Origin of the sequence: Jiangella aurantiaca, assembly GCF_004349105.1 — a bacterium.
Classification (GTDB): domain Bacteria; phylum Actinomycetota; class Actinomycetes; order Jiangellales; family Jiangellaceae; genus Jiangella; species Jiangella aurantiaca.
This window is the reverse complement of the sequence record NZ_SMLB01000037.1, coordinates 39,247-58,535: the sequence shown is the minus strand read 5'-3', so window position 1 is coordinate 58,535 and position 19,289 is coordinate 39,247. Positions and strand designations below refer to the sequence as shown.

General features: G+C 72.5%; 21 protein-coding genes and 1 pseudogene. 11 read left to right on the top strand and 11 right to left on the bottom strand.

Features of this window, described 5'->3' with window-relative positions:
• Positions 1–761 precede the first annotated feature (761 nt).
• From E1262_RS21715 to E1262_RS21700, 4 genes are read left to right on the top strand one after another with little or no spacing between them, the layout of a single operon-like run.
• Positions 762–1,166 carry a TOBE domain-containing protein gene (locus E1262_RS21715; protein ID WP_132105460.1) on the top strand — a complete coding sequence of 135 codons (405 nt, stop codon included), beginning with the start codon at positions 762–764 and terminating at the stop codon, positions 1,164–1,166.
• On the top strand, positions 1,163–1,957 hold the full coding sequence (modA, locus tag E1262_RS21710; RefSeq protein ID WP_132105458.1) for a molybdate ABC transporter substrate-binding protein: 795 nt from the start codon (positions 1,163–1,165) through the stop codon (positions 1,955–1,957). Before E1262_RS21715 ends, modA begins: the two co-directional genes overlap by 4 nt.
• A complete protein-coding gene (locus E1262_RS21705; protein WP_203454173.1) occupies positions 1,954–2,760 on the top strand; it encodes an ABC transporter permease in 807 nt (268 codons plus the stop codon). Before modA ends, E1262_RS21705 begins: the two co-directional genes overlap by 4 nt.
• On the top strand, positions 2,757–3,809 hold the full coding sequence (locus E1262_RS21700) for an ABC transporter ATP-binding protein (protein WP_132105456.1): 1,053 nt from the start codon (positions 2,757–2,759) through the stop codon (positions 3,807–3,809). The genes E1262_RS21705 and E1262_RS21700 overlap by 4 nt, the downstream gene beginning before the upstream one ends.
• On the opposite strand, the gene E1262_RS21695 is transcribed toward E1262_RS21700, so the two are convergent.
• From E1262_RS21695 to E1262_RS21680, 4 genes are all read right to left on the bottom strand, one after another.
• Positions 3,790–4,479 carry a response regulator gene (locus E1262_RS21695; protein ID WP_132105454.1) on the bottom strand — a complete coding sequence of 230 codons (690 nt, stop codon included), beginning with the start codon at positions 4,477–4,479 and terminating at the stop codon, positions 3,790–3,792. The two genes, E1262_RS21700 and E1262_RS21695, sit on opposite strands and share 20 nt — an antisense overlap.
• On the bottom strand, positions 4,476–6,068 hold the full coding sequence (locus tag E1262_RS21690) for a sensor histidine kinase (protein WP_203454171.1): 1,593 nt from the start codon (positions 6,066–6,068) through the stop codon (positions 4,476–4,478). The genes E1262_RS21695 and E1262_RS21690 overlap by 4 nt, the downstream gene beginning before the upstream one ends.
• A 71-nt stretch (positions 6,069–6,139) precedes the next feature.
• Positions 6,140–7,204: a tartrate dehydrogenase gene (locus E1262_RS21685; RefSeq protein WP_132105450.1), complete on the bottom strand. Its 1,065-nt coding sequence runs from the start codon at positions 7,202–7,204 to the stop codon at positions 6,140–6,142.
• Positions 7,205–7,209: 5 nt separating this feature from the next.
• Positions 7,210–8,814 carry an SLC13 family permease gene (locus E1262_RS21680; RefSeq protein WP_132105478.1) on the bottom strand — a complete coding sequence of 535 codons (1,605 nt, stop codon included), beginning with the start codon at positions 8,812–8,814 and terminating at the stop codon, positions 7,210–7,212.
• A gap of 184 nt (positions 8,815–8,998) precedes the next feature.
• On the opposite strand from E1262_RS21680, the gene E1262_RS21675 reads away from it, so the two are divergent.
• Positions 8,999–9,529 carry a DUF4245 domain-containing protein gene (locus E1262_RS21675; protein ID WP_162606024.1) on the top strand — a complete coding sequence of 177 codons (531 nt, stop codon included), beginning with the start codon at positions 8,999–9,001 and terminating at the stop codon, positions 9,527–9,529.
• 46 nt (positions 9,530–9,575) lie between these two features.
• Here E1262_RS21675 and E1262_RS21670 read toward each other — a convergent pair whose 3' ends face one another.
• Together E1262_RS21670 and xseA are read right to left on the bottom strand one after the other, a co-directional pair.
• Entirely contained in the window at positions 9,576–9,791 is a 216-nt protein-coding gene (locus E1262_RS21670; RefSeq protein ID WP_132105446.1) for an exodeoxyribonuclease VII small subunit, read from the bottom strand.
• 20 nt (positions 9,792–9,811) lie between these two features.
• On the bottom strand, positions 9,812–11,041 hold the full coding sequence (gene xseA, locus E1262_RS21665; protein ID WP_203454159.1) for an exodeoxyribonuclease VII large subunit: 1,230 nt from the start codon (positions 11,039–11,041) through the stop codon (positions 9,812–9,814).
• Between the two features lie 88 nt (positions 11,042–11,129).
• On the opposite strand from xseA, the gene E1262_RS21660 reads away from it, so the two are divergent.
• Complete coding sequence (locus E1262_RS21660) at positions 11,130–12,104, top strand: 4-hydroxy-3-methylbut-2-enyl diphosphate reductase (RefSeq protein ID WP_132105442.1); 975 nt, start codon at positions 11,130–11,132, stop codon at positions 12,102–12,104.
• A gap of 7 nt (positions 12,105–12,111) precedes the next feature.
• Here E1262_RS21660 and E1262_RS30460 read toward each other — a convergent pair whose 3' ends face one another.
• Positions 12,112–12,570, bottom strand: a complete 459-nt coding sequence (locus E1262_RS30460; protein ID WP_162606023.1) for a DUF1707 SHOCT-like domain-containing protein — start codon at positions 12,568–12,570, stop codon at positions 12,112–12,114.
• A gap of 166 nt (positions 12,571–12,736) precedes the next feature.
• Here E1262_RS30460 and E1262_RS30995 point away from each other — a divergent pair, with 166 nt between their 5' ends.
• Positions 12,737–13,168 carry a pyridoxamine 5'-phosphate oxidase family protein gene (locus E1262_RS30995; protein ID WP_203454158.1) on the top strand — a complete coding sequence of 144 codons (432 nt, stop codon included), beginning with the start codon at positions 12,737–12,739 and terminating at the stop codon, positions 13,166–13,168.
• A 332-nt stretch (positions 13,169–13,500) separates the two neighbouring features.
• On the opposite strand, the gene E1262_RS21645 is transcribed toward E1262_RS30995, so the two are convergent.
• Positions 13,501–14,685: a hypothetical protein gene (locus E1262_RS21645; RefSeq protein ID WP_132105438.1), complete on the bottom strand. Its 1,185-nt coding sequence runs from the start codon at positions 14,683–14,685 to the stop codon at positions 13,501–13,503.
• Positions 14,686–14,747: 62 nt separating this feature from the next.
• Complete coding sequence (locus tag E1262_RS21640) at positions 14,748–16,226, bottom strand: DNA recombination protein RmuC (protein WP_132105436.1); 1,479 nt, start codon at positions 16,224–16,226, stop codon at positions 14,748–14,750.
• A gap of 130 nt (positions 16,227–16,356) precedes the next feature.
• On the opposite strand from E1262_RS21640, the gene ychF reads away from it, so the two are divergent.
• Entirely contained in the window at positions 16,357–17,430 is a 1,074-nt protein-coding gene (ychF, locus tag E1262_RS21635) for a redox-regulated ATPase YchF (RefSeq protein ID WP_132105434.1), read from the top strand.
• Here the strand turns inward: ychF and E1262_RS21630 are convergent.
• The gene (locus E1262_RS21630; protein ID WP_132105474.1) at positions 17,420–17,719 is read right to left on the bottom strand and encodes an HNH endonuclease; all 300 of its coding nucleotides are present in this window, start codon (positions 17,717–17,719) and stop codon (positions 17,420–17,422) included. The genes ychF and E1262_RS21630 overlap by 11 nt on opposite strands.
• 71 nt (positions 17,720–17,790) lie before the next feature.
• On the opposite strand from E1262_RS21630, the gene E1262_RS30455 reads away from it, so the two are divergent.
• Together E1262_RS30455 and E1262_RS21625 are read left to right on the top strand one after the other, a co-directional pair.
• Positions 17,791–17,967 (top strand): hypothetical protein, encoded by a 177-nt coding sequence (locus E1262_RS30455; RefSeq protein ID WP_162606022.1) that lies wholly within the window; start codon positions 17,791–17,793, stop codon positions 17,965–17,967.
• Positions 17,968–17,979: 12 nt separating this feature from the next.
• Positions 17,980–18,165: pseudogene (locus E1262_RS21625) on the top strand (winged helix-turn-helix transcriptional regulator); the annotation flags it as partial.
• A gap of 61 nt (positions 18,166–18,226) precedes the next feature.
• Here the strand turns inward: E1262_RS21625 and E1262_RS21620 are convergent.
• Positions 18,227–18,805, bottom strand: a complete 579-nt coding sequence (locus tag E1262_RS21620; RefSeq protein ID WP_132105430.1) for a CGNR zinc finger domain-containing protein — start codon at positions 18,803–18,805, stop codon at positions 18,227–18,229.
• Positions 18,806–18,836: 31 nt separating this feature from the next.
• On the opposite strand from E1262_RS21620, the gene E1262_RS21615 reads away from it, so the two are divergent.
• Positions 18,837–19,244, top strand: coding sequence for a RidA family protein (locus tag E1262_RS21615; protein WP_132105428.1), 408 nt, complete (start codon positions 18,837–18,839; stop codon positions 19,242–19,244).
• The last annotated feature ends 45 nt before the right edge of the window (positions 19,245–19,289 follow it).

Below are 19,289 nucleotides of genomic sequence, written 5' to 3'. Positions count from 1 at the left end.
GGGAAGGTGTGGGCTGGCCCGGGGCCGGGGTTGGCGTGGTTCGGTGTGGCATTGGTGCTGTGGACAGCGTTGATCATCAACCCTCGTGATGTAGCCGGGAACCGGCGTGAGAACTGCACATCGCCTGGGCGGTCCTGGACGAACAACGGTTGTGCTGGGCGGCCGTTCCTGCTGGCCGGGGGCAGAGGTGGCCGCTCGCTTCTGGTGCGCCTCACTCGTCTCGGGACCGTATGTGAGCCGTGATCTGCCCTCATGCGGCGCTGAACCGGGTGAGGCGCATCGTGGTCGAGCGACGTTCTCGCGCCAGCCGCACGATCACCCGGCCCGCTGTCGACCGCCCGGACCACCTTGGGGTTGATCAGGAGGCGGCGGCACGGCGACGGCGGAGCGCCGCGGATCATCGGGGTGTGCGCCGGCGGCGGCGACGCGCCCACCGGGCGTCGTCCCAGCCGACCGCATCCCCATGGTCCACAGGACATGACGCGAGCCGGCCGGCCGCATGACCCCCCGACGAACTCACGGCGCAGACCACGAAGGCTCGCGCATCGTCGGCAACAGCCTGCCGACCATGTCGTCCCGCCTCAGACCTCGACCCGCCGCTGCTGGTGCGCTGGCTGACTGCGTCCTAGCGGGGGCAGCGGACGCGCCTTCGTCAGGGAGCACTGCCAGTGGCGGTACAGAAGTCCACACGCCGGCGACACATGCGGTGAGGAACCGAAGTGTCGGGAATAGTCCGCAGTTGCGGGTCTATACTGTCGATTGTGCCGCAGTTTCGGATCGCTGACGCAGCCCGCCTCCTGGGGGTGAGCGACGACTCGTTGCGACGATGGGCCGAGGCCGGGCGGTTGCGGCTCGACCGCGACGACGCCGGGCGCATGGTCGTCGACGGCGTGGAGCTGGCCCGGGTGGCCCGCGAGATCGTCCCCGACGAGGCCGCCCTGCCCGTGCCGCGGGAGTCCGCGCGCAACCACTTCCCCGGCATCGTCATCTCGGTGAAGAAGGACGGCGTGATGGCGCAGGTGGAGATCCAGGCCGGCCCGCACCGCGTCGTGTCGTTGATGAGCCGCGAGGCCGCCGACGAGCTCGGGCTGGAGGTCGGCGTGGCGGCCATCGCGTCGGTCAAGGCCACCAATGTCGTCGTCGATCTCCCGGCGGGCCGGGCATGACGCGGGCACGGCTCGCGCTCACGGTCACGGTGGCCGCTCTGCTCACCGTCGCCTGCGGGGGCGACGACGGCGACAGCGCGGCCGCCGCGGACCCGGGCGAGGCGAGCCAGGTGCCGAGCGGGAGGGTGACGGTGCTGGCGGCGGCGTCGTTGACGGAGTCGTTCGAGCACCTCGCCGACGAGCTCCAGACGACCCACCCGGACCTGGAGATCGTCTACTCGTTCGGCTCCAGCTCCGGCCTGGTCGAGCAGCTGCTGTCCGGTGCGCCCGCCGACGTCCTGGCCACGGCCGACACCACGACGATGGACGAGGCGGTCGCCGGCGGGGTGGTCGACGGCGAGCCGCGGATCTTCGCCCGCAACACGCTGGCGCTGGCGGTCCCGGCCGGCAACCCCGGCAACGTCACTGGCCTGGCCGACCTGGCGAACGAAGACCTGCGCGTCGCGATCTGCGAGCCACAGGTCCCGTGCGGCGGTGCGGCCCAGCGTCTCCTCGACGCCGCCGGCGTCACCGCAGCGCCGGACACGCTGACCACGGACGTCAAGGAGGCGGCGTCGCTGGTCGCGCTCGGCGAGGCGGACGCGGCACTGATCTACCTGACCGACGCGGCGGCCGAGGGCGACGCGGTCGAGACCGTCGACGTGCCTGATGCCGAGGACGTGGTCAGCGACTACCCGGTCGCAGTCCTCGCCGACGCCCCGAACCCGGAGGGCGCGCGGGCGGTCGTCGACGCGATCACCGGCGAGCCGGGCCGGGTCATCCTCGGCGAGGCGGGTTTCCTGGAGCCGTGAACCCAACCCGTCGGACGGAGGATCTGCGGGTCCCGGCCGGGCTGCTGATCCCGGCGGCACTCGGCGTCGCGATCCTGGTCCTGCCGATGGCGGGCCTGGTCGTGCGCGCGCCGTGGAGCGACCTCCCGTCCATCCTCGCCTCCGACGAGGTCCTGACGGCGCTGCGCTTGTCGCTGGTCACGGCGACGGTGGCGACCGCGGCCGCGCTCGCGTGCGGGGTCCCGATCGCGTGGCTGCTGGCCCGGACGACGCTGCCCGGCCGGTCCGTTCTGCGCGGCCTGGTGACGGTGCCGCTGGTGCTGCCGCCGGTGGTCGGCGGCGTCGCGCTGCTCATGGTGTTCGGCCGGCGCGGGCTGGTCGGCGGCTGGCTGTATGACACGTTCGGCATCAGCCTGCCGTTCACCACCGAGGCGGTCGTGCTGGCGCAGGTGTTCGTCGCGATGCCGTTCCTCGTCGTCGCGGTCGAGGGGGCACTGCGCACGGCCGACCGCCGGTACGACGACGTCGCGGCCACGCTCGGCGCCACCTCCTGGACGACGTTCCGCCGCGTCACGCTGCCCGCCGTCACGCCGGGCGTGCTGGCCGGGGCGGTGCTGTGCTGGGCCCGGGCGCTCGGCGAGTTCGGCGCGACGGTGACCTTCGCCGGCAGCTTCCCCGGCACCACCCGCACGCTGCCGCTGGAGGCGTACGTCGCGATCAACTCCGGCGACAGCGACGTCGCCATCGTGCTCAGCCTGCTCATGATCGCCGTGTCGGTGACCATCCTGGTCGGGCTGCGCGAACGCTGGATCGGCACCGCATGAGCCTGCACGCCGACCTCGCGCTGCGCCGCGGCGACCTCGAGCTGCGGGCCGCGCTCGCGGTCGCGCCCGGCGAGGTCGTGGCACTGCTCGGGCCGAACGGCGCGGGCAAGTCGACCGCGCTGCAGCTGCTGGCCGGGATCCTGCCGCTGGACGCCGGGCGGGTCGAGCTGGACGGCGTCACGCTCGACGACCCCGCCGCCGGGGTGCACGTCCGGCCGCGCGACCGGCGGGTCGGCATGGTCGTCCAGGACTACCTGCTGTTCCCGCGGATGAGCGTGCTGGAGAACGTCGCGTTCGGGCTGCGCTCGCGCGGCATGCCCCGCGACCGGGCCCGCGCCGAGGCTCGCGAATGGCTCGGCCGCATGGGGCTGGCCGGGTACGAGCGACGGCGTCCGGGCGAGCTCTCCGGCGGCCAGGCGCAGCGGGTCGCGTTGGCCCGCGCGCTGATCGTCGCACCGCGGCTGCTGCTGCTCGACGAGCCGCTGGCCGCGCTCGACGCCGGCACCCGGCCCGCGGTCCGGGCCGAGCTGCGCCGGCACCTCGCGGGCTACGACGGCTGCACGCTCGTCGTCACCCACGATCCGCTCGAGGCCATGGTGCTCGGCGACCGCGTCGTCGTGCTGGAGCGCGGCAGCGTCGTCCAGCAGGGCCCGCCGGCCGAGGTCGCGCGCCGGCCGCGCACCGACTACGTCGCCCGCCTCGTCGGCCTGAACCTGCTGACGGGGACGGCGTCGGGCCGCACCGCCGAGCTGCCGACCGGGGCCGTCGTCACCCTGGCCCACGACGCCACCGGCCCGGTGCACATCGCGTTCCCGCCGGTCGCCGTCACGCTCAGCCCGCGCCGGCCGGAGGGCTCGGCCCGCAACGCGTGGCCGCTGGTCATCGCCGACCTCGAGGCGCACGGCGACCTCGTCCGGGTGACGGCCGACGGCGCGGTGCCCGTGCTCGCGGACGTCACGCCGCTGGCCGTCGCCGACCTCGGCCTGGAGCCTGGCGGCGAGGTGTGGGCGTCGGTGAAGGCCACCGAGATCAGCGTCTATCCGGCGTGAGCCGGTAGCTCAGCTCCGGCCGGCCGGCGCCGCCGTGCCGCGCCTCGCGTTCGACCCGGCCGAGGTCGTGCAGATGCTCCAGGTACCGGCGAGCCGTGACCCGCGACACCGATAGTGCGGCCGCCACCTCGCGGGCCGACGCGCCGTCCTGCTCCCGCAGCACGGCGACCACGTGGTCGAGGGTCTCCTCGGCCAGGCCTTTCGGGAGCCGGGACAGGTCGGGCGCGCGCAGCGCGCCGAGCAGCCGGTCGATCTCGTGCTGGCTGGTCGCCTCGGACTCCGCGCTGGTCCGCGCCCGGTAGGCGGCGTAGCGGGTGAGCCGGTCGGCCAGCATCGCGAACGTGAACGGCTTGATGACGTACTGGACGATGCCCAGCGACACCGCGGCGCGCACCATGGCGAGGTCGCGGGCGGCCGTCAGCGCCATGATGTCCGTGCTCAGGCCGGCGGCGCGGAGCTTGCGGCAGACGTCCAGCCCGTGCAGGTCCGGCAGGTTCATGTCCAGCAGCACCAGGTCGATCCGGTCGCGGGCCAGCACGGCCAGCGCCTCGCGGCCGGAGTGCACCGTACCGGCCAGCTCGAAGCCCGGCACGCGTTCGACGTAGGTCGCGTGGGCGGCGGCGACGATCGGCTCGTCCTCGACCACGAGGGTGCGCAGCGTGCGGGTCATGCCGGCTCCACCACGACCGGGGCGGCCGGCAGCGTCACCCGGAACAGCGTCGCCCCGCCGCTCTCTGTCAGCTCGATCTCGCCATCCAGCCGGCGCACCACCTGCGTGACCAGCGCCAGTCCCAAGCCCTGGTGCGCGCCGGCGCCGTTCTTGGTGGACCAGCCGCGGTCGAAGACGCGGTCGCGGTCGCCCGCGGCGACCCCGTCGCCCGAGTCGCTCACCTCGACCACCAGCCCCTCCGTCGCGTCGATCGCGACGTGCACCCAGCGCGGCGGCGACCCGGCCCCGGCGGCGTCGACGGCGTTGTCGACCAGGTTGCCGACCACCGTCACCAGGTCGCGGGTCGCCAGCCCGGCCTCCTGCGCCGAGCCGGCCGATTCGATGGTCAGCGCGACGCCGCGCTCGTCGGCCTGCGCGGTCTTTCCGAGCAGCAGCGCCGCCAGCACCGGCTCGTCGATCGCCGACACCACCCGGTCGGCCAGCGCCTGCGTGGTGGCCAGCTCGGTGGTCGCGAGCTCGAGGGCGGCGCCGGACCGGCCGAGCTCGAGCAGCGACACGACGGCGTGCAGCCGGTTCGCCGACTCATGGGCGTGCGCCCGCAGCGCGTCGGAGAAGCTGGTCGCGGTGTCCAGCTCGCGGGCCAGTCGCTCCAGTTCGGTGTGGTCGCGCATTGTCACCACCGCCCCGCTGCGGCCCTGGCCCGCGGCGGAGTCGTCGGTGCGGGCCGGCATCCGGCTGACCACGATGACCCGCTCCTCGGTGAGCACGATCTCGTCGATGGTGCTGCCCTCGCTGGTCAGCGCGCGCACGACGGCGGGCGGCAGGTCGACGTCGTCGAGGGTGACGCCCGGCGGCAGCGGGCCGGGCAGGCCGAGCAGCCGGATCGCCTCGTCGTTGGCCAGCACGACCCGGCCGTGCTCGTCCAGGATGAGCAGCCCCTCGCGGATCGCGTGCAGCACCGACGCGTAGTAGGCGAGCGTGCGGGTGACCTCGGCCGGGCCCATGCCGCCGGTGACCCGGTGCAGCCGCCGTCCCACCACCACCGACCCGGCGACGCCGAGCACGGCCGCGGCCAGCGCCGTCAGCACGATCCACGGCACCTGCTCGGCCACCCGCTCGCCGACGTTCTCGATGGTGACGCCGACGGCGACCAGCCCGACGACCGCGCCGCCGTCGGGGCCGGACCGCACCGGCACGACGGCGCGGACCGACGGGCCGAGCGTGCCGGTGAACGTCTCGCGCAACGTGCCGCCGGACGGCGCGTCGCCCACGTTGCCGAGGAACGTCCCGCCGATCTGCTCGGGGTCGGGGTGGGTGTAGCGGACCCGGTCCGGCGACATGATCGTGATGAAGTCGACGTCGCCGCCGGACCGGACGCGTTCGGCATACGGCTGCAGGTGCGCGCTGGGGTCGTCGGAGCCGAACGCGGCGATGACCGACGGCGCCGCGGCGACGGCCTGTGCGACCGACATCGACCGGTCGCCGGCCGCTTCGCGGGCCTCGCGCTGAGCGTTCACGGCCACCATCGCCGTCACGACCGCGACAATGCCCAGCACCACCGTCAGCTGGATGACGACCGTGCTGCGCACCAGGCTCCACCGTCGCCACGGCCTCGTGAGCGATCCCATCACGTCAGTCTGCGGCACGTGCGCCGCCTCCGTCACCGGTTGCCGGCCACCAGCGCGGCGACGGCGGCCGTCACGTCGGCGGTGTCAGCGCTGCCGCCGACGTCAGGAGTGCGCGTCTCCGGCGAGCGCAGCGTCGTGGTGATCGCCGTCATCAGCTCGGCCGCGACCTTCTCGTGCCCGAGCCGCTCCAGCATCAGCACGCACGACCACAACGCGCCGACCGGGTTGGCCAGGCCCCGTCCGGCGATGTCCGGCGCGGATCCGTGCACCGGCTCGAACATCGACGGGTGGGTGCCGGTGGGGTCGATGTTGGCCGACGGTGCGATGCCGATGCTGCCCGCGACGGCCGCCGCGAGGTCGCTGAGGATGTCGCCGAACAGGTTCGACGCGACGACGACGTCGAACCGCTCGGGCTGCAGGACGAACTTCGCCGCCAGCGCGTCGATGTGCTCCTGGTCCCAGCGCACGTCGGGGAACCGCTCCGCGCGCTCGGCCACGATCTCGTCCCAGAACGGCAGCGTGTGCACGATCCCGTTGCTCTTCGTCGCGGACGTGACGTAGCCGCGGCGTCCGCGGGCCAGCTCGAACGCATAGTCGGCGATCCGGCTGACGCCCGCGCGGGTGAACACCGACTCCTGGACCGCGAACTCGTCCGGGAAGCCACGGTTCAGCCGCCCGCCGATCTCGCTGTACTCGCCCTCGACGTTCTCACGGACGACGACGAGGTCGACGGCGCCCGGGCCGGCCGTGCGCAGCGGGCTGCCGACGCCGTCGAACACCCGGATCGGCCGCAGGTTGACGAATTGCCGGAACACGCGCCGGATCGGGATCAGCAGTCCCCACAGCGACACGTGGTCCGGGACGCCGGGCCAGCCGACGGCGCCGAGCAGGATCGCGTCGAACCGGGCCAGCGTCTCCAGCCCGTCGGCGGGCATCATCGCGCCGGTCTCGGTGTAGCGGCGGCAGGACCAGTCGAACGTCTCGTAGGCGAGGTCCAGGCCGTACCGCCGGTCCAGCGCGTCCAGCACCGTGCGGGCCGACTCGATCACCTCGGGGCCGATCCCGTCGCCCGGGATCACCGCGATCGTCCCCGCCATCGCCGTCACCCGCCCAGCCCGAGCACGCTCACCATCACGGGCAGCATGAGCAGGATCAGGATCGCGCCGAGCACGTCGAACGAGACGCCGGACCGGATCATCTTGGTGATCGGCACGACGCCCGAGCCGTAGACGATCGCGTTCTGCGGCGTCGAGACCGGCAGCATGAACCCGAACGAGGCGCCGAACGTGGCGGCCAGCGCCGGGACGAACGGGTTGACGCCCGCGGCGACCGCGATCGGGATGATGATCGGGACGACGACGGCGGCAGCGGCGGTGTTGCTGGTGGTCTCCGAGATGACGATGGCGAGCAGCACGGCGAACGCGGTGATGGCGAACGTGCTGGTCAGGCCGAGGGAGTCGAAGGCGCCGGTGCCGATCGTCTCGGCCAGACCGGTCGACTCCAGAAGCGAGCCGAAGATGATGCCGGTGCCGAACAGCACCACGGTGCCCCAGTCGATGCGGGCCGCGTCGCTCCAGCGCAGCGTGTACTCACGCCGTTTCCAGTCGGTGGGCAGCAGGAACAGCAGTGCCGCGCCCACCACGGCGACCACGCCCTCGTTGAGCCGGCCGCTGACGCTGGTGTAGAGCTCGGACTCGGTGCCGGCGACGACCGCGATGACGCCGGGGAAGATCCACAGGCTGACGGTGACGGCGAACGCGATCAGCGTGTTCTTCTCGGCCCGCGAGAACCGGCCGAGCGCCGCCTTCTCCGTCGCCACCCACTCCGACACGCCCTCCAGGTGCTTGATCTCCGGGCGGTTGAGCAGCAGCAGGACGACGGCGAGCGCGACGAACATCAGCGCGCAGATCGGCAGTGCGAGCAGCATCCAGTCCAGGAACGAGATCGTCTCGCCGGTCGCCTCCTCGATCAGCCCACGGCCGATGAGGTTCGGCGGCGACCCGACCGGCGTCAGCAACCCGCCGACACTGGCGCCGTAGGCGAGCATCAGCATCAGCGCGGCGCCGACCCGTAGCCGCAGCGGGTCGAAGTCACGCGCGACCAGCCCCTTGGCCTGCAGCAGCTTGGCGATGACGGTGAGGATGCCGATCGCCGTCGGCAGCAGCATGGCCACCGTCGCGGTGTTCGAGACGAACGCCGACAGCAGGCAGGTGATCAGTCCGAACACGATGACGACCCGGGTGGTGGAGGAGCCGACGCCGGGCAGGTTGAGCATCCACATCGCGAACCGCTTGGCCAGGCCGTGCTTGAGCATCGCCTGCGCCAGGATGAACGCGCCGATGAACGTGAACACCGTCGGCGAGCCGAACGGCGCCAGCGCCTCCGCCGCCGGCACCACGCCGAGCAGGACGATCGCGCCGATGCCGATGAACCCGCCGACCGGGATCGGAACCGGTTCGGTGACCCAGAGGACGATGACGCCGAGCAGGATCGCCGCCAGCGTGTGCTGCTCGTCGTCCAGGCCCAGCGGCAGCAGCAACGCGGTGATGGTGACCAACGGCGCGAGGAACAGCCCGGCGGTGCGGCGGCCGCGCTCGAAGCGTTCCTCGACGGGGCTCAGCTGCTGCTCGCCGAGGCTGCGGTAGGTGGCATGGCCGAGGAACGCCTTGTCGACGTCCGTGGGCGGCGGCGGTGTCGGCCGGTCGATGACGGACACGTGCGGCTCCTCTCGGGAGGCGGTCGTTTGACGCCCGAGTGTGAGCCAGCCCACATCGACATGTCACCGTTGCGTAACTTGAGTACATCGATCGGAAACGCCACGGCCGTCCGCGGGTGGCCGCGTGGGTGGCCCGCCGCATCGTCGCGGGCGGCGACCTGGGACGATGCTGTACGTGGCAACCTCGACCCGCGGCAACCCTTCGCTGGGCGACATCCTGCGCAGCGTCGGCGTCCTGGCCGGCGTCATCGCGGCGTTCGCGATCGTGTTCAACCTGCTCAACGACCCCGAGCCGCGGCTGCCCGACCCCGTCGACTACCAGCCGGCGCTCGAGGTGGCCCGCGCCGAGTACGGCTACGACGTGCTCGCGCCGGAGCCGGTCCCGGACGGCTGGCGCGCCACCAGTGTCGACTTCGCGCAGGAGGCCAGCGGCGACCGCTGGCGGCTCGGCTTCCTCATCGACGGCGAGCAGTTCGTCGGCCTGGAGCAGACCGACGGTGAGATCGAGAGCTACCGCGACGACCGGCTGGCGGACTTCCAGCCCGACGGTGAGAGCACCATCGACGGCGTCACGTGGGAGCGCCTCCTCGAGGAGGACGACCAACCCGACCGCGCCCTCGTCCGCGTCGACGGCGGCGCGCTGACGATCGTACGGGGCACCGTCTCATACGAGGGGCTCGAGGAGTTCGTGACGCTGCTGCGCTGAGACAAGGACAGCTTCGAAGCGGACGGGGTGCGACCGCGAGGCCTGATCAGCCCTCAGCGTCGGGGGTGCCGTCCGCGCCGCTCGCGGCGTCGAGCTTGGCGCGGGCACCGTCGAGGTACCGCTCGCACAGCGCGGCCAGCTCTTCGCCGCGCTGCCACAGGGCCAGCGACTCCTCCAGCGTGGTGCCGCCGGCCTCGAGCTTCGCGACGATCTGGATCAGCTCGTCGCGGGCCTGTTCGTAGGTGGGTTCGGCGGCCTGCATGGGCAGCCAACCTACCAGCGCTACGGCGCCGCCCGCTCGCCGGTGGCGTCGATCGTCGCGCCGATCTCGCCGCCCGCGACCAGCAGCCGCACGTGGTCGCCGGCCGCGACGTCCGCGGGCTGCCGCACGACGGTGCCGTCGTCCTTCTGCACCACCGCGTAGCCGCGCTCCAACGTCGCGGCAGGAGACAGCGCCCGGATCCGGGCCCGGGTGTGGTCGACCTCGACGGCGGCGCGCTCGAGCGCGTGCCGCACGGTGCGCCGGGCCCGCTGCACCAGCGCGTCGACCTCCTGGCCGCGCAGCCGCAGGCCGTGATGCGGGTCGGCCAGCGCCGGGCGGGAGCGCAATGAGTCCAGGCCGTGCCGCTCGCGGTCGAGCCGGTGCCGGACGGCGGACCGGATGCGCTCGCGCGCCCGGGCCACCCGGTCGGCCTCCTCGGCGACGTCGGGCACCACGCGCTTGGCCGCGTCCGTCGGCGTCGACGCCCGGACGTCGGCGACCAGGTCGAGCAGCGGGGTGTCGGCCTCGTGCCCGATCGCGCTGACCACCGGCGTCGTGGCCGCGGCGACGGCGCGCACCAGCGCCTCGTCGGAGAACGGCAGCAGGTCCTCGACCGACCCGCCGCCGCGGGCGATGATGACGACGTCGACCTCGGGATCGCGGTCGAGCACCCGCAGCGCGTCCATGACCTGGCCGACGGCGTTCAGCCCCTGCACGGCGACCGGCTCGACCCGGAACCGCACGCCGGGCCAGCGTCGCCGCGCGTTCTCGAGCACGTCGTGCTCCGCCTTGGAGTCGCGGCCGCAGATCAGCCCGACGACCCGCGGCAGGAACGGCAGCGGGCGCTTGCGCGCGTCGGCGAAGACCCCCTCCGTCGCCAGGATCTTGCGCAGCCGCTCGATGCGGGCCAGCAGGTCGCCCAGCCCGACGGTGCGCAGCTGGTCGGCGGCCAGCGAGAGCGTCCCGCGGGTGAAGTACCAGGACGGCTTCGCGTGCACGACGACGCGGGCGCCGTCGGCCAGCGGCACCTCGAGGGCGTCGAGCAGCCCGACCGGGCAGGTGACCGTCAGCGACACCTCGGCGTGCGGGTCGCGGAGGGTGAGGAACGCCGTCGACGTGCCCGGACGGCGGGAGTACTGGGCCACCTGGCCCTCGACCCAGACCGGGCCGAGCCGGGCCACCCACTGGCCGATCAGCTGCGAGATGACCCGGACGGGCGCGGGCTTCTCCGGGGACGTGTCCAAGGCCACGATGGGCACCGTACCTCCTGTCTCCGATTCCCCCATGGACCTCGCCGGTAGGCAGCGGCCGCTCGGACCGACGGTCCGGGCACCTACCATGGGAGACATGACTGATTCGGGCCGAGTGCTCCTGGCCGCACCCCGGGGCTACTGCGCGGGCGTCGACCGCGCCGTGGTCACCGTCGAGAAGGCGCTGGACCACTACGGCCCACCGGTCTACGTCCGCAAGCAGATCGTGCACAACAAGCACGTCGTCGAGACGCTCGAGCAGCGCGGCGCGATCTTCGTCGAAGAGCTGTCCGAGGTGCCCGAGGGCGCGCTGGTGGTGTTCTCCGCGCACGGCGTGTCACCCATGGTGCACGCCGAGGCTGCCGAGCGCGGGTTGCGGACCATCGACGCCACGTGCCCGCTGGTCACCAAGGTGCACAACGAGGCGCGCCGGTTCGCCAAGGACGACCTCGACATCGTCCTGATCGGCCACGCCGGGCACGAGGAGGTCGAGGGCACCTCCGGCGAGGCGCCCGAGCACATCCAGCTGGTCGAGAGCCCGGCCGACGTCGACAAGGTCGAGGTCCGCGACCCGTCCCGCGTGGTGTGGCTGTCGCAGACCACGTTGTCGGTCGACGAGACGTACGAGACCGTCAGCCGGCTGCGCGAGCGGTTCCCGGCGCTGATCAGCCCGCCGAGCGACGACATCTGCTACGCCACGCAGAACCGCCAGGTCGCGGTGAAGGAGATCGCCGCCGAGGCGGAGCTGGTGCTGGTGGTCGGCTCGGCCAACTCGTCCAACTCGGTGCGGCTGGTCGAGGTCGCCCTCGAGGCCGGCGCCGACGCGGCGTACCGCATCGACAACGCGTCCGAGATCGACGAGGCCTGGCTCGCCGGAGTCTCGACGGTGGGCGTCACCAGTGGCGCGTCGGTGCCCGAGGAGCTGGTGGCCGGCGTCGTCGCGTGGCTGGGGGAGCGCGGCTTCCCCACCGTCGACGAGCACCGCACCACCGAGGAGTCGCTGATCTTCTCGCTGCCGCGCGAGCTGCGCCGCGACCTCAAGGCATCGGCGGCGTCGGACTGACCGTCCGTCAGGCGCCCTCATCTTTGCCCTTGTCCTGCTTGCCGAGGCCGCTGACCAGCAGGATCAGGCCCCAGATGCCGATGGGCCACATGGGCCAGAAGTTCCGCAGCTCGCCGGCCGCGATGCTGCTGATGCCCCAGATGCCGATCATGATGACGGCGGCGCCGGCCCACGCCTGCCACTCGTCGAGGTACTCGCGCAGCGCACGCTTCTTCCGCTCCGCGACGGCCTGCTGCTGCTCCTCCTCGGCCCGGCGCCGCTCACGGTGCAGCGGCTGCGGCAGGTCGGCGGTGAGGCGGTCCAGCTCGCCGTAGGTGCGCGACTCCCACACTGCCTGGATGCGGCGCTCGTACTCGTCGTTGTCGAGCCGTCCCTCGCCGAAGGCGTCGCGCAGGTCGTCGGCGACGAGCTCCCGGTCGGCGTCGCTCGCCCTCTGCTCAGGCCGCCGCGCGGGCAGATCGCTCATCCCGGCCTTCTCCCTTCGCGTGTCCGAGCAAGGATACGACCGGCGCCGCGCCGGACCGGTCACGTGGAACGCCCGGCCGCGCGGGCGTGGCCCGGCGGACTTCCGGGCCCCTGCGGCGGGACCTTGGTCCCTGGTTCTCGCGGCGCCGGGTGTGGACGCTGGAGGTGTGGACGCGATCGCTCCTGCCGATTCCGCCGGCCTCGAGAACCTCGGCCGGTCCGACTGCTTCGCGCTGCTGCGGACGGTGCCGATCGGCCGCATCGTGTTCACCGAGGCGGCGCTGCCGGCGATCCAGCCGGTGAACTTCGTCCTCGACGGCGAGGACGTGATCATCCAGACCGGCATGGGGTCGAAGCTGGCGGCCGCGACCCGGTCCGCCGTCGTCGCGTTCGAAGGGGATCAGTACGACGAGGACGCCCTGACCGGCTGGTCGGTGGTGCTGGTCGGGCGGGCCGAGGCGGTCGCCGACGCGGCCGAGCGGACGCGGCTCGCGACGCTCGGGCTGACGCCGTGGGCGCTGGGGGACCGGCCGCACTACATCCGGATCCGGCCCGAGATCGTCCGCGGGCGGCGCCTCAACCGCCCGGCTGCGCTCTGACGCGGCCCGTACGTCCCGCCACGTGGGCCGCTCCGTGCAGCCTCCCAGCCGCGAGCAGCCCGGCGCGTGCCGTCACGCCGACCTCGACCGCCGCGACCGCGACACAATGCGGCGGCTTCGTCCCATCCGATCCGTGGGGTCCGATCGGCGGTGCGATGACCTGGTCGGTCAACTGGACGCGACGACGGCTACCAGTTCGCGAACACACTGGGCGCCTATCTCGGGACCGGCTGATTCCAGGCCCGGCGATGGGTGAGCCTCGCGGCCCACCGGAGGCTCACCCATCACCGGCGGGGAGGCCGCTATCCGTCGCGACGCCGGCGGCGGGCGGTTCAGCGGCTCGGCCCGGCGCCCAACTCCGCGCGGGCCCGGTCGAGCGCGAAGATGCTCGACGCGGTCATGGTGCCGGCCGTCATCAGTGCCGTCAGCTCCGGTCCGTCGAACGCTGCGAACTCGATGCGCGGCCCGCCGGTGGTGGCCGACTCCCAGCTGCCGCGCGCGGTCAGCTTGAGCTCGTCGGCGTAGGCCGGCGAGGTGAAGTGCGCAAGGACGGCCAGGATGACGCTGCCGTCGCTGATGTCGATGGCCGCGCCCGTGCAGCGCAGGCGCAACCGGCCCACGTCCAGCTCCGCGACGAGGCGGCGGCCGTGCTCGCTGCGGAAGATCCAGTCGGGGTGAGCCGCGCCGGGCTGGTCTGCGGCCCGCGACAACTCCTCCTCGTCGAAGAACTCCTCAAGGATCTCCTTGAGCACGTTGTACGTGACCAGGCCGAACCGGCTGCGCGATGTGCCGAGCACGTTCGGCTCCAGCCCGAAGACGGGTGCGACGGCGTACATGCCGCGCGAGGTGACCACGCGGTCGGAGCGGCGTTGGAGCGTGACCTGGCGGCGGCCGTCCGCGCCCTCGAAGACGCAGGTCGCCGCCGCGGAGATCACGATGGGACGCAGCGAGCCGCTGATCGCGTCGTCGAAGCTGCGGAAGGTGCCGAGGAGCAGTGGTTTGGCGCCGTCCGGCTCGTCGGACTCGTGCAGGATGCGGTCGCTGAGGTCGACGTACGCGTAGTAGTTGCAGACACCCGCTGCCAGCCCGTCGTCACCGACCGGCTCGCCGAGCGCGTAGAGCAGCGAGCCGTCCCACAACGTGACGCCGCCATGCTGTTTGCGCTCGATGACGCCGCTCCGGTACGGCAGCTCGACCCGGTCGGGCTGAAGCAGCCGCAGCGGGGCGTCCGACTCCGGCGTGAGGTCGCCGACGAGCCGATCGTCCTGGTCGTGGACCATCGGCAGGAGCGCCGGTTCGAGTGTCGTCGTCGTGCGGACGAGCCGGTCCGTCAGCCCGTTCGTTCGGAAGATCTCCAACAGGTGGGTGGCGTGCCGGACGGGGTCGGCCGACTGCTCGAGTCGCCGGCGGCGTCGGTCCATCCGGCGGGCGGCGACCCGGGACTTGACAGACGAGTAGGCCTCGTCGCCGGCGATCCCGAGGACCACGCCGAGCAGTATCAGCGCCACCTCACCCATGCCGGGGTCCTCCACTCGCCGGCTGCGGCCGGGTGGGCGCCGGCCGTCTGCGCGGCATTCTGTCAGCCGTCGGTGCCGCTGCGGCGGCGCGACCGTGACCCCTTGCCGGTGGCCGGGCCGAGGCCGAATCGCGGATCGATCTGGATGTCCTCCAGCGCGATCAGCGCGTCGTCGACCATCTCGGGCGCTTGGAGCTGCCGCGCGGCCCGCTCGACCTGCGGCGGCGCCTCGATCTCCTCGTCGACCACCTTGAGGTCGGCCATCTTGCGCGCGGTGACCAGCACCCGGCTCTCCAGCGAGCTGACGCCGTCGTTGTACGCCTTGACCGCGCCGTCGAGCTGACGGCCGAGCCGGGCGAGGTGACCGCCCATGGTGGCGAGGCGGGAGTGCAGCTCGCGGCCGAGGCTCAGCACCTCTTGCGCGTTCTGCGCCAACGCCTCCTGCCGCCAGGCGTAGCCGACCGTCCGCAACAGCGCGACCAGCGTCGACGGCGTCGCGATGACGACGTTGCGCTCGAAGGCGTACTCGTACAACGTGGGGTCCTGCTCCATGGCGGCGTTGAGGAACACATCGGACGGCACGAACATGACGACGAACTCGGGCGTGGGCGTGAACTGCTCCCAGTACTGCTTGCCGGCCAGCGACTCGATATGGGTCTTGAGGTGCCGGGCGTGCGCCGCCAGCCGCTTGTCGCGCGTGGCCTCGTCGCGGGCCTCCTGCGCCTCGAGGTAGCCGTTGAACGACACCTTCGCGTCGACGACGACCTTCTTGCCGCCGGCGAGGTTGACCACGAGGTCGGGACGGAGCTTGCCGTCGGCGGTGTCGGCGCTGGCCTGCTCGGCGAAGTCGACGTGCTCGACCATGCCGGCGGCCTCGACGACCCGGCGCAGCTGCAGCTCGCCCCACCGGCCGCGCACCTGCGGCGCGCGCAACGCCGTCACCAGCTGTTGGGTCTCGAGCCGCAGCTGCTCGGAGCTCTTGCCCATGGTCTCGAGCTGCGTGCGCAGCTCGCCGTAGGCGGTGGCGCGGGCCTTCTCCAGCTGGTGGGCGTGGTCGGTGACCTTCTGGAGCTGGTCGTTCAGCGGCTTGACCATGGCCTCGACGGCCAGGCGGCGGTGCTCGAGCTCAGTTTTGACGCGCTCCTCGGAACCCTTGAACTGCTCGGTGGCCAGTTCGAGGAACTCGGCGCGGTTCTGCCGCAGGGCGTCGACGGACAGCCGCTGGAACTCCTGCGTCAGCCGCTCCTGCTCGGCGCGCAGCATGGCCAGCTTCTCCTCGCCGCTGGCGCGGGCGTGGGCGAGCTCGGTCTCCAGCCGGGTCTGCTCGGCCTGGGCGTCGAGCATGCGCTCGCGGTCGACCTCGCGCTCGGCCTGCAGCTCTTGCCTCTCGCGCCGGACGGTGTCGAGCTCGGCCCGCGCGGCATCGCGCTCGGCAGCCACCGTGGCGGCGGCGCCGGCCGTGCGGACGCGGACGAGCAGCGCGCCAACCACGCCGCCGAGGAGGAGGGCGACGAGGGCGACGAGGACGCTGGAGACGTTCATGGGGGCTACTTTGCCGGGGACCTCCGACAAAGTCCGGGAGGCGCGGCGAGAACCGGTCCGGAACAGGCGTTTCGTGCCAGTTCAAGATCCGCTTCGTCGCCGGCGGCCGGGCCACGTACCCTTGGCACCTGTGAGTCTCACCATCGGCATCGTCGGCCTGCCCAATGTCGGCAAGTCCACGCTGTTCAACGCCCTGACGAAGAACGACGTGCTGGCCGCGAACTACCCGTTCGCCACCATCGAGCCCAACGTCGGCGTCGTCGGCGTGCCCGACTCGCGGCTCGCGAAGCTGGCCGAGATCTTCGACTCCGCTCGCCAGGTGCCGGCCACCGTCAGCTTCGTCGACATCGCAGGCATCGTGAAGGGCGCCTCCGAGGGGCAGGGCCTGGGTAACAAGTTCCTCGCCAACATCCGTGAGGCCGACGCGATCTGCCAGGTCATCCGCGTCTTCAACGACCCCGACGTCGTCCACGTCGACGGACGAGTCGCGCCAAAGTCTGACATAGAGGTCATCGAGACCGAATTGATCCTCGCCGACCTCCAGACCACCGAGAATGCCCTCCCGCGCCTGGTCAAGGAGGCGCGGATGGCCAAGGAGAAGCAGGAGATCGTCGCCGCCGTCGAGCAGGCCAAGGCGGTCCTCGACGGCGGGCAGACCGTCTTCGCGGCGCGCCTCGACCCCGAGCCGCTGCGCGACCTGCACCTCCTCACCGCCAAGCCGTTCCTCTACGTCTTCAACATGGACGACGAGGAGCTCTCCGACGACGGCCTCAAGGCCGAGCTGAGCGCCCTGGTCGCGCCCGCCGAGGCGATCTTCCTCGACGCCCAGATCGAGGCCGAGCTGTCGGAACTGGACGATGCCGAGGCGCTGGAGCTGCTGCAGTCGATGGGTCAGGAGGAGTCCGGTCTCGACATGCTCGCCCGGGTCGGCTTCGACACCCTGGGGCTGCAGACGTACCTCACGGCGGGCCCGAAGGAGGCGCGCGCGTGGACCATCCGCAAGGGCGCCACCGCTCCTGAGGCGGCCGGCGTCATCCACACCGACTTCCAGAAGGGCTTCATCAAGGCCGAGGTCGTCTCCTTCGACGACCTGGTCGCGACCGGCTCCATGGCGGAGGCCCGGTCGAAGGGCCTGGTCCGCATGGAGGGCAAGGACTATGTCATGGCCGACGGCGACGTCGTCGAGTTCCGCTTCAACGTGTGACGGCATCCGCGGCCGAGCGGGCGATCTCTGCCTGCCGGACGAGGAACGCCTGCTCGTCCAGCTTCTTGCGGCGCATCCACGTCGTGACCTCGGAGTTGCACTTGCTCGCGTTGCACGAGCGGCACGCCGGCACCACGTTGGTCAGCGTGTAGCGTCCGCCGCGGGAGATGGGCAGCATGCAGTCCTTCTGCAGCTGAGCATCGCCGGCGCCGCAGTAGGCGCAGCCAGCCCAGGCCGCGACCAGCGCCGCCCACTGGGCGTCGGACAGGTCGTGCTCGACCTTCGCCATCCGGCGCTGGCGGCGCCGGGCGTAGATCGCGGCGCGGCGGCGAGACGGCACGCTCCGAGCGTACGGGCGGCATGGGCGAGGCCCCCGGAGGCGCGCGCCGTGCCGCGCCCGAGATGCGCAGCCGTCCTGGTGATGTACCGGCTGAACGGGCAGGGTCGGCGTCGCTGCGGGCCACCATCTGGCGCTGGGCGGAGCCCGAGGGCTGGCACGTTCTCTACCACCAGGGCACGATCACCGAGGAGCCCTGATCGGTGCCTTGGCTCGAACGCGACGGCTCGGTCCTGCGGCGCTATCACGCCGAGGTGCCGCCGCGGGCGGAGTACGAGATCACCGAGCAGGGACGGAGTCTGCAGCCGGTCTTCGCCGCGCTCGGCGAGTGGTCCGCGGCGCGGATGCCCGCGGTCGAGGCCGCTCGGGTCAGGTACACCGGGCCGCTGCCCCGCTGAGGCGGGCCGGTTGCTCGACTGGGCCCGGCCGCTGCCCGGCTGAGCAGGGCCGCGAACGGCGTCAGGACGACAGCGCCGACCGCTCCCGGTGGCCGCGGACCTTCGCGAGGTTGCCGCACCGCTGCATCGAGCACCAGCGCCGCTTCCCAGGGCGAGACGTGTCGACGAGCAGCAGGCCGCAGGTCTCAGAGGCGCAGACGCGGATCCGCTCGGCCAGAGGGCCACCGAACAGGTCGATCGCGTCCCGAGCGATCGTCGACAGCGCGGCGGCCGTCGTCGGTGCGGCAAATCCGGCACCGGCGCCGACGGCGCCCAACTGCGGCACCAGCGGGGGCACGGCCGCCGCGGCGTTGATCGTCGCGATGTCGTCGACGCGAACCGCGCCGCCCACGGCGAGCGACCGCGCCGCGTTCGTGATCGCCGTGCGCAGTGGGCGCATCGCCTCCATGTCGGCCGGCCCGGCGGACAACCCGTCGACGGACAGGATGACGCCGAGCCAGTGGGCCAAGTCGCCGGGCGTGTGGACGATCTCCCACCTCGCGGACTCGCCCTCGCCGCCGGTGTGCGTGAAGTCGAGCGAGACGCGTCCGGTGAGGAACCGCACCCGGACGGAGAGAGGGAGATCCTCGCGGCGTTGCATGACACCACTATAACCGGTTACGGTGTGATCCATGACACTCACGCACATCAACCCCGAATCCATGCACGCGAATCCGGCGTTCACCTGGGCCGTGCGGGTCCCCGCCGGCGCCGACCTCGTCTTCATCGGCGGCCAGAACGGCGTCGACGAGAGCGGTCAGGTCGTCGGGCCGGACATCGCGAGCCAGACCCGGCAGGCACTCAGGAACCTGCTGACCGTCCTCGAGGCGGCCGGCGCCCGTCCCGAGGACGTCGTCAAGTGGACGATCCTCATCCGTGAGGGGGCATCGCTGCAGGACGGCTTCGCCGCGTTCGGCGAGGTCTGGGGCCAGCGCCCGAACCCGCCGGCCATCACGTCGGCGTTCGTCGCCGGCCTCGCGGTCCCGGGAGCCCTCGTCGAGATCGAGGCCGTCGCCGCCGTGCCGCCGCCCGCGGGGTGACGGCGACACTGACGGCCACGCTGTCGGAGCCGCGGGGTAGCGTCG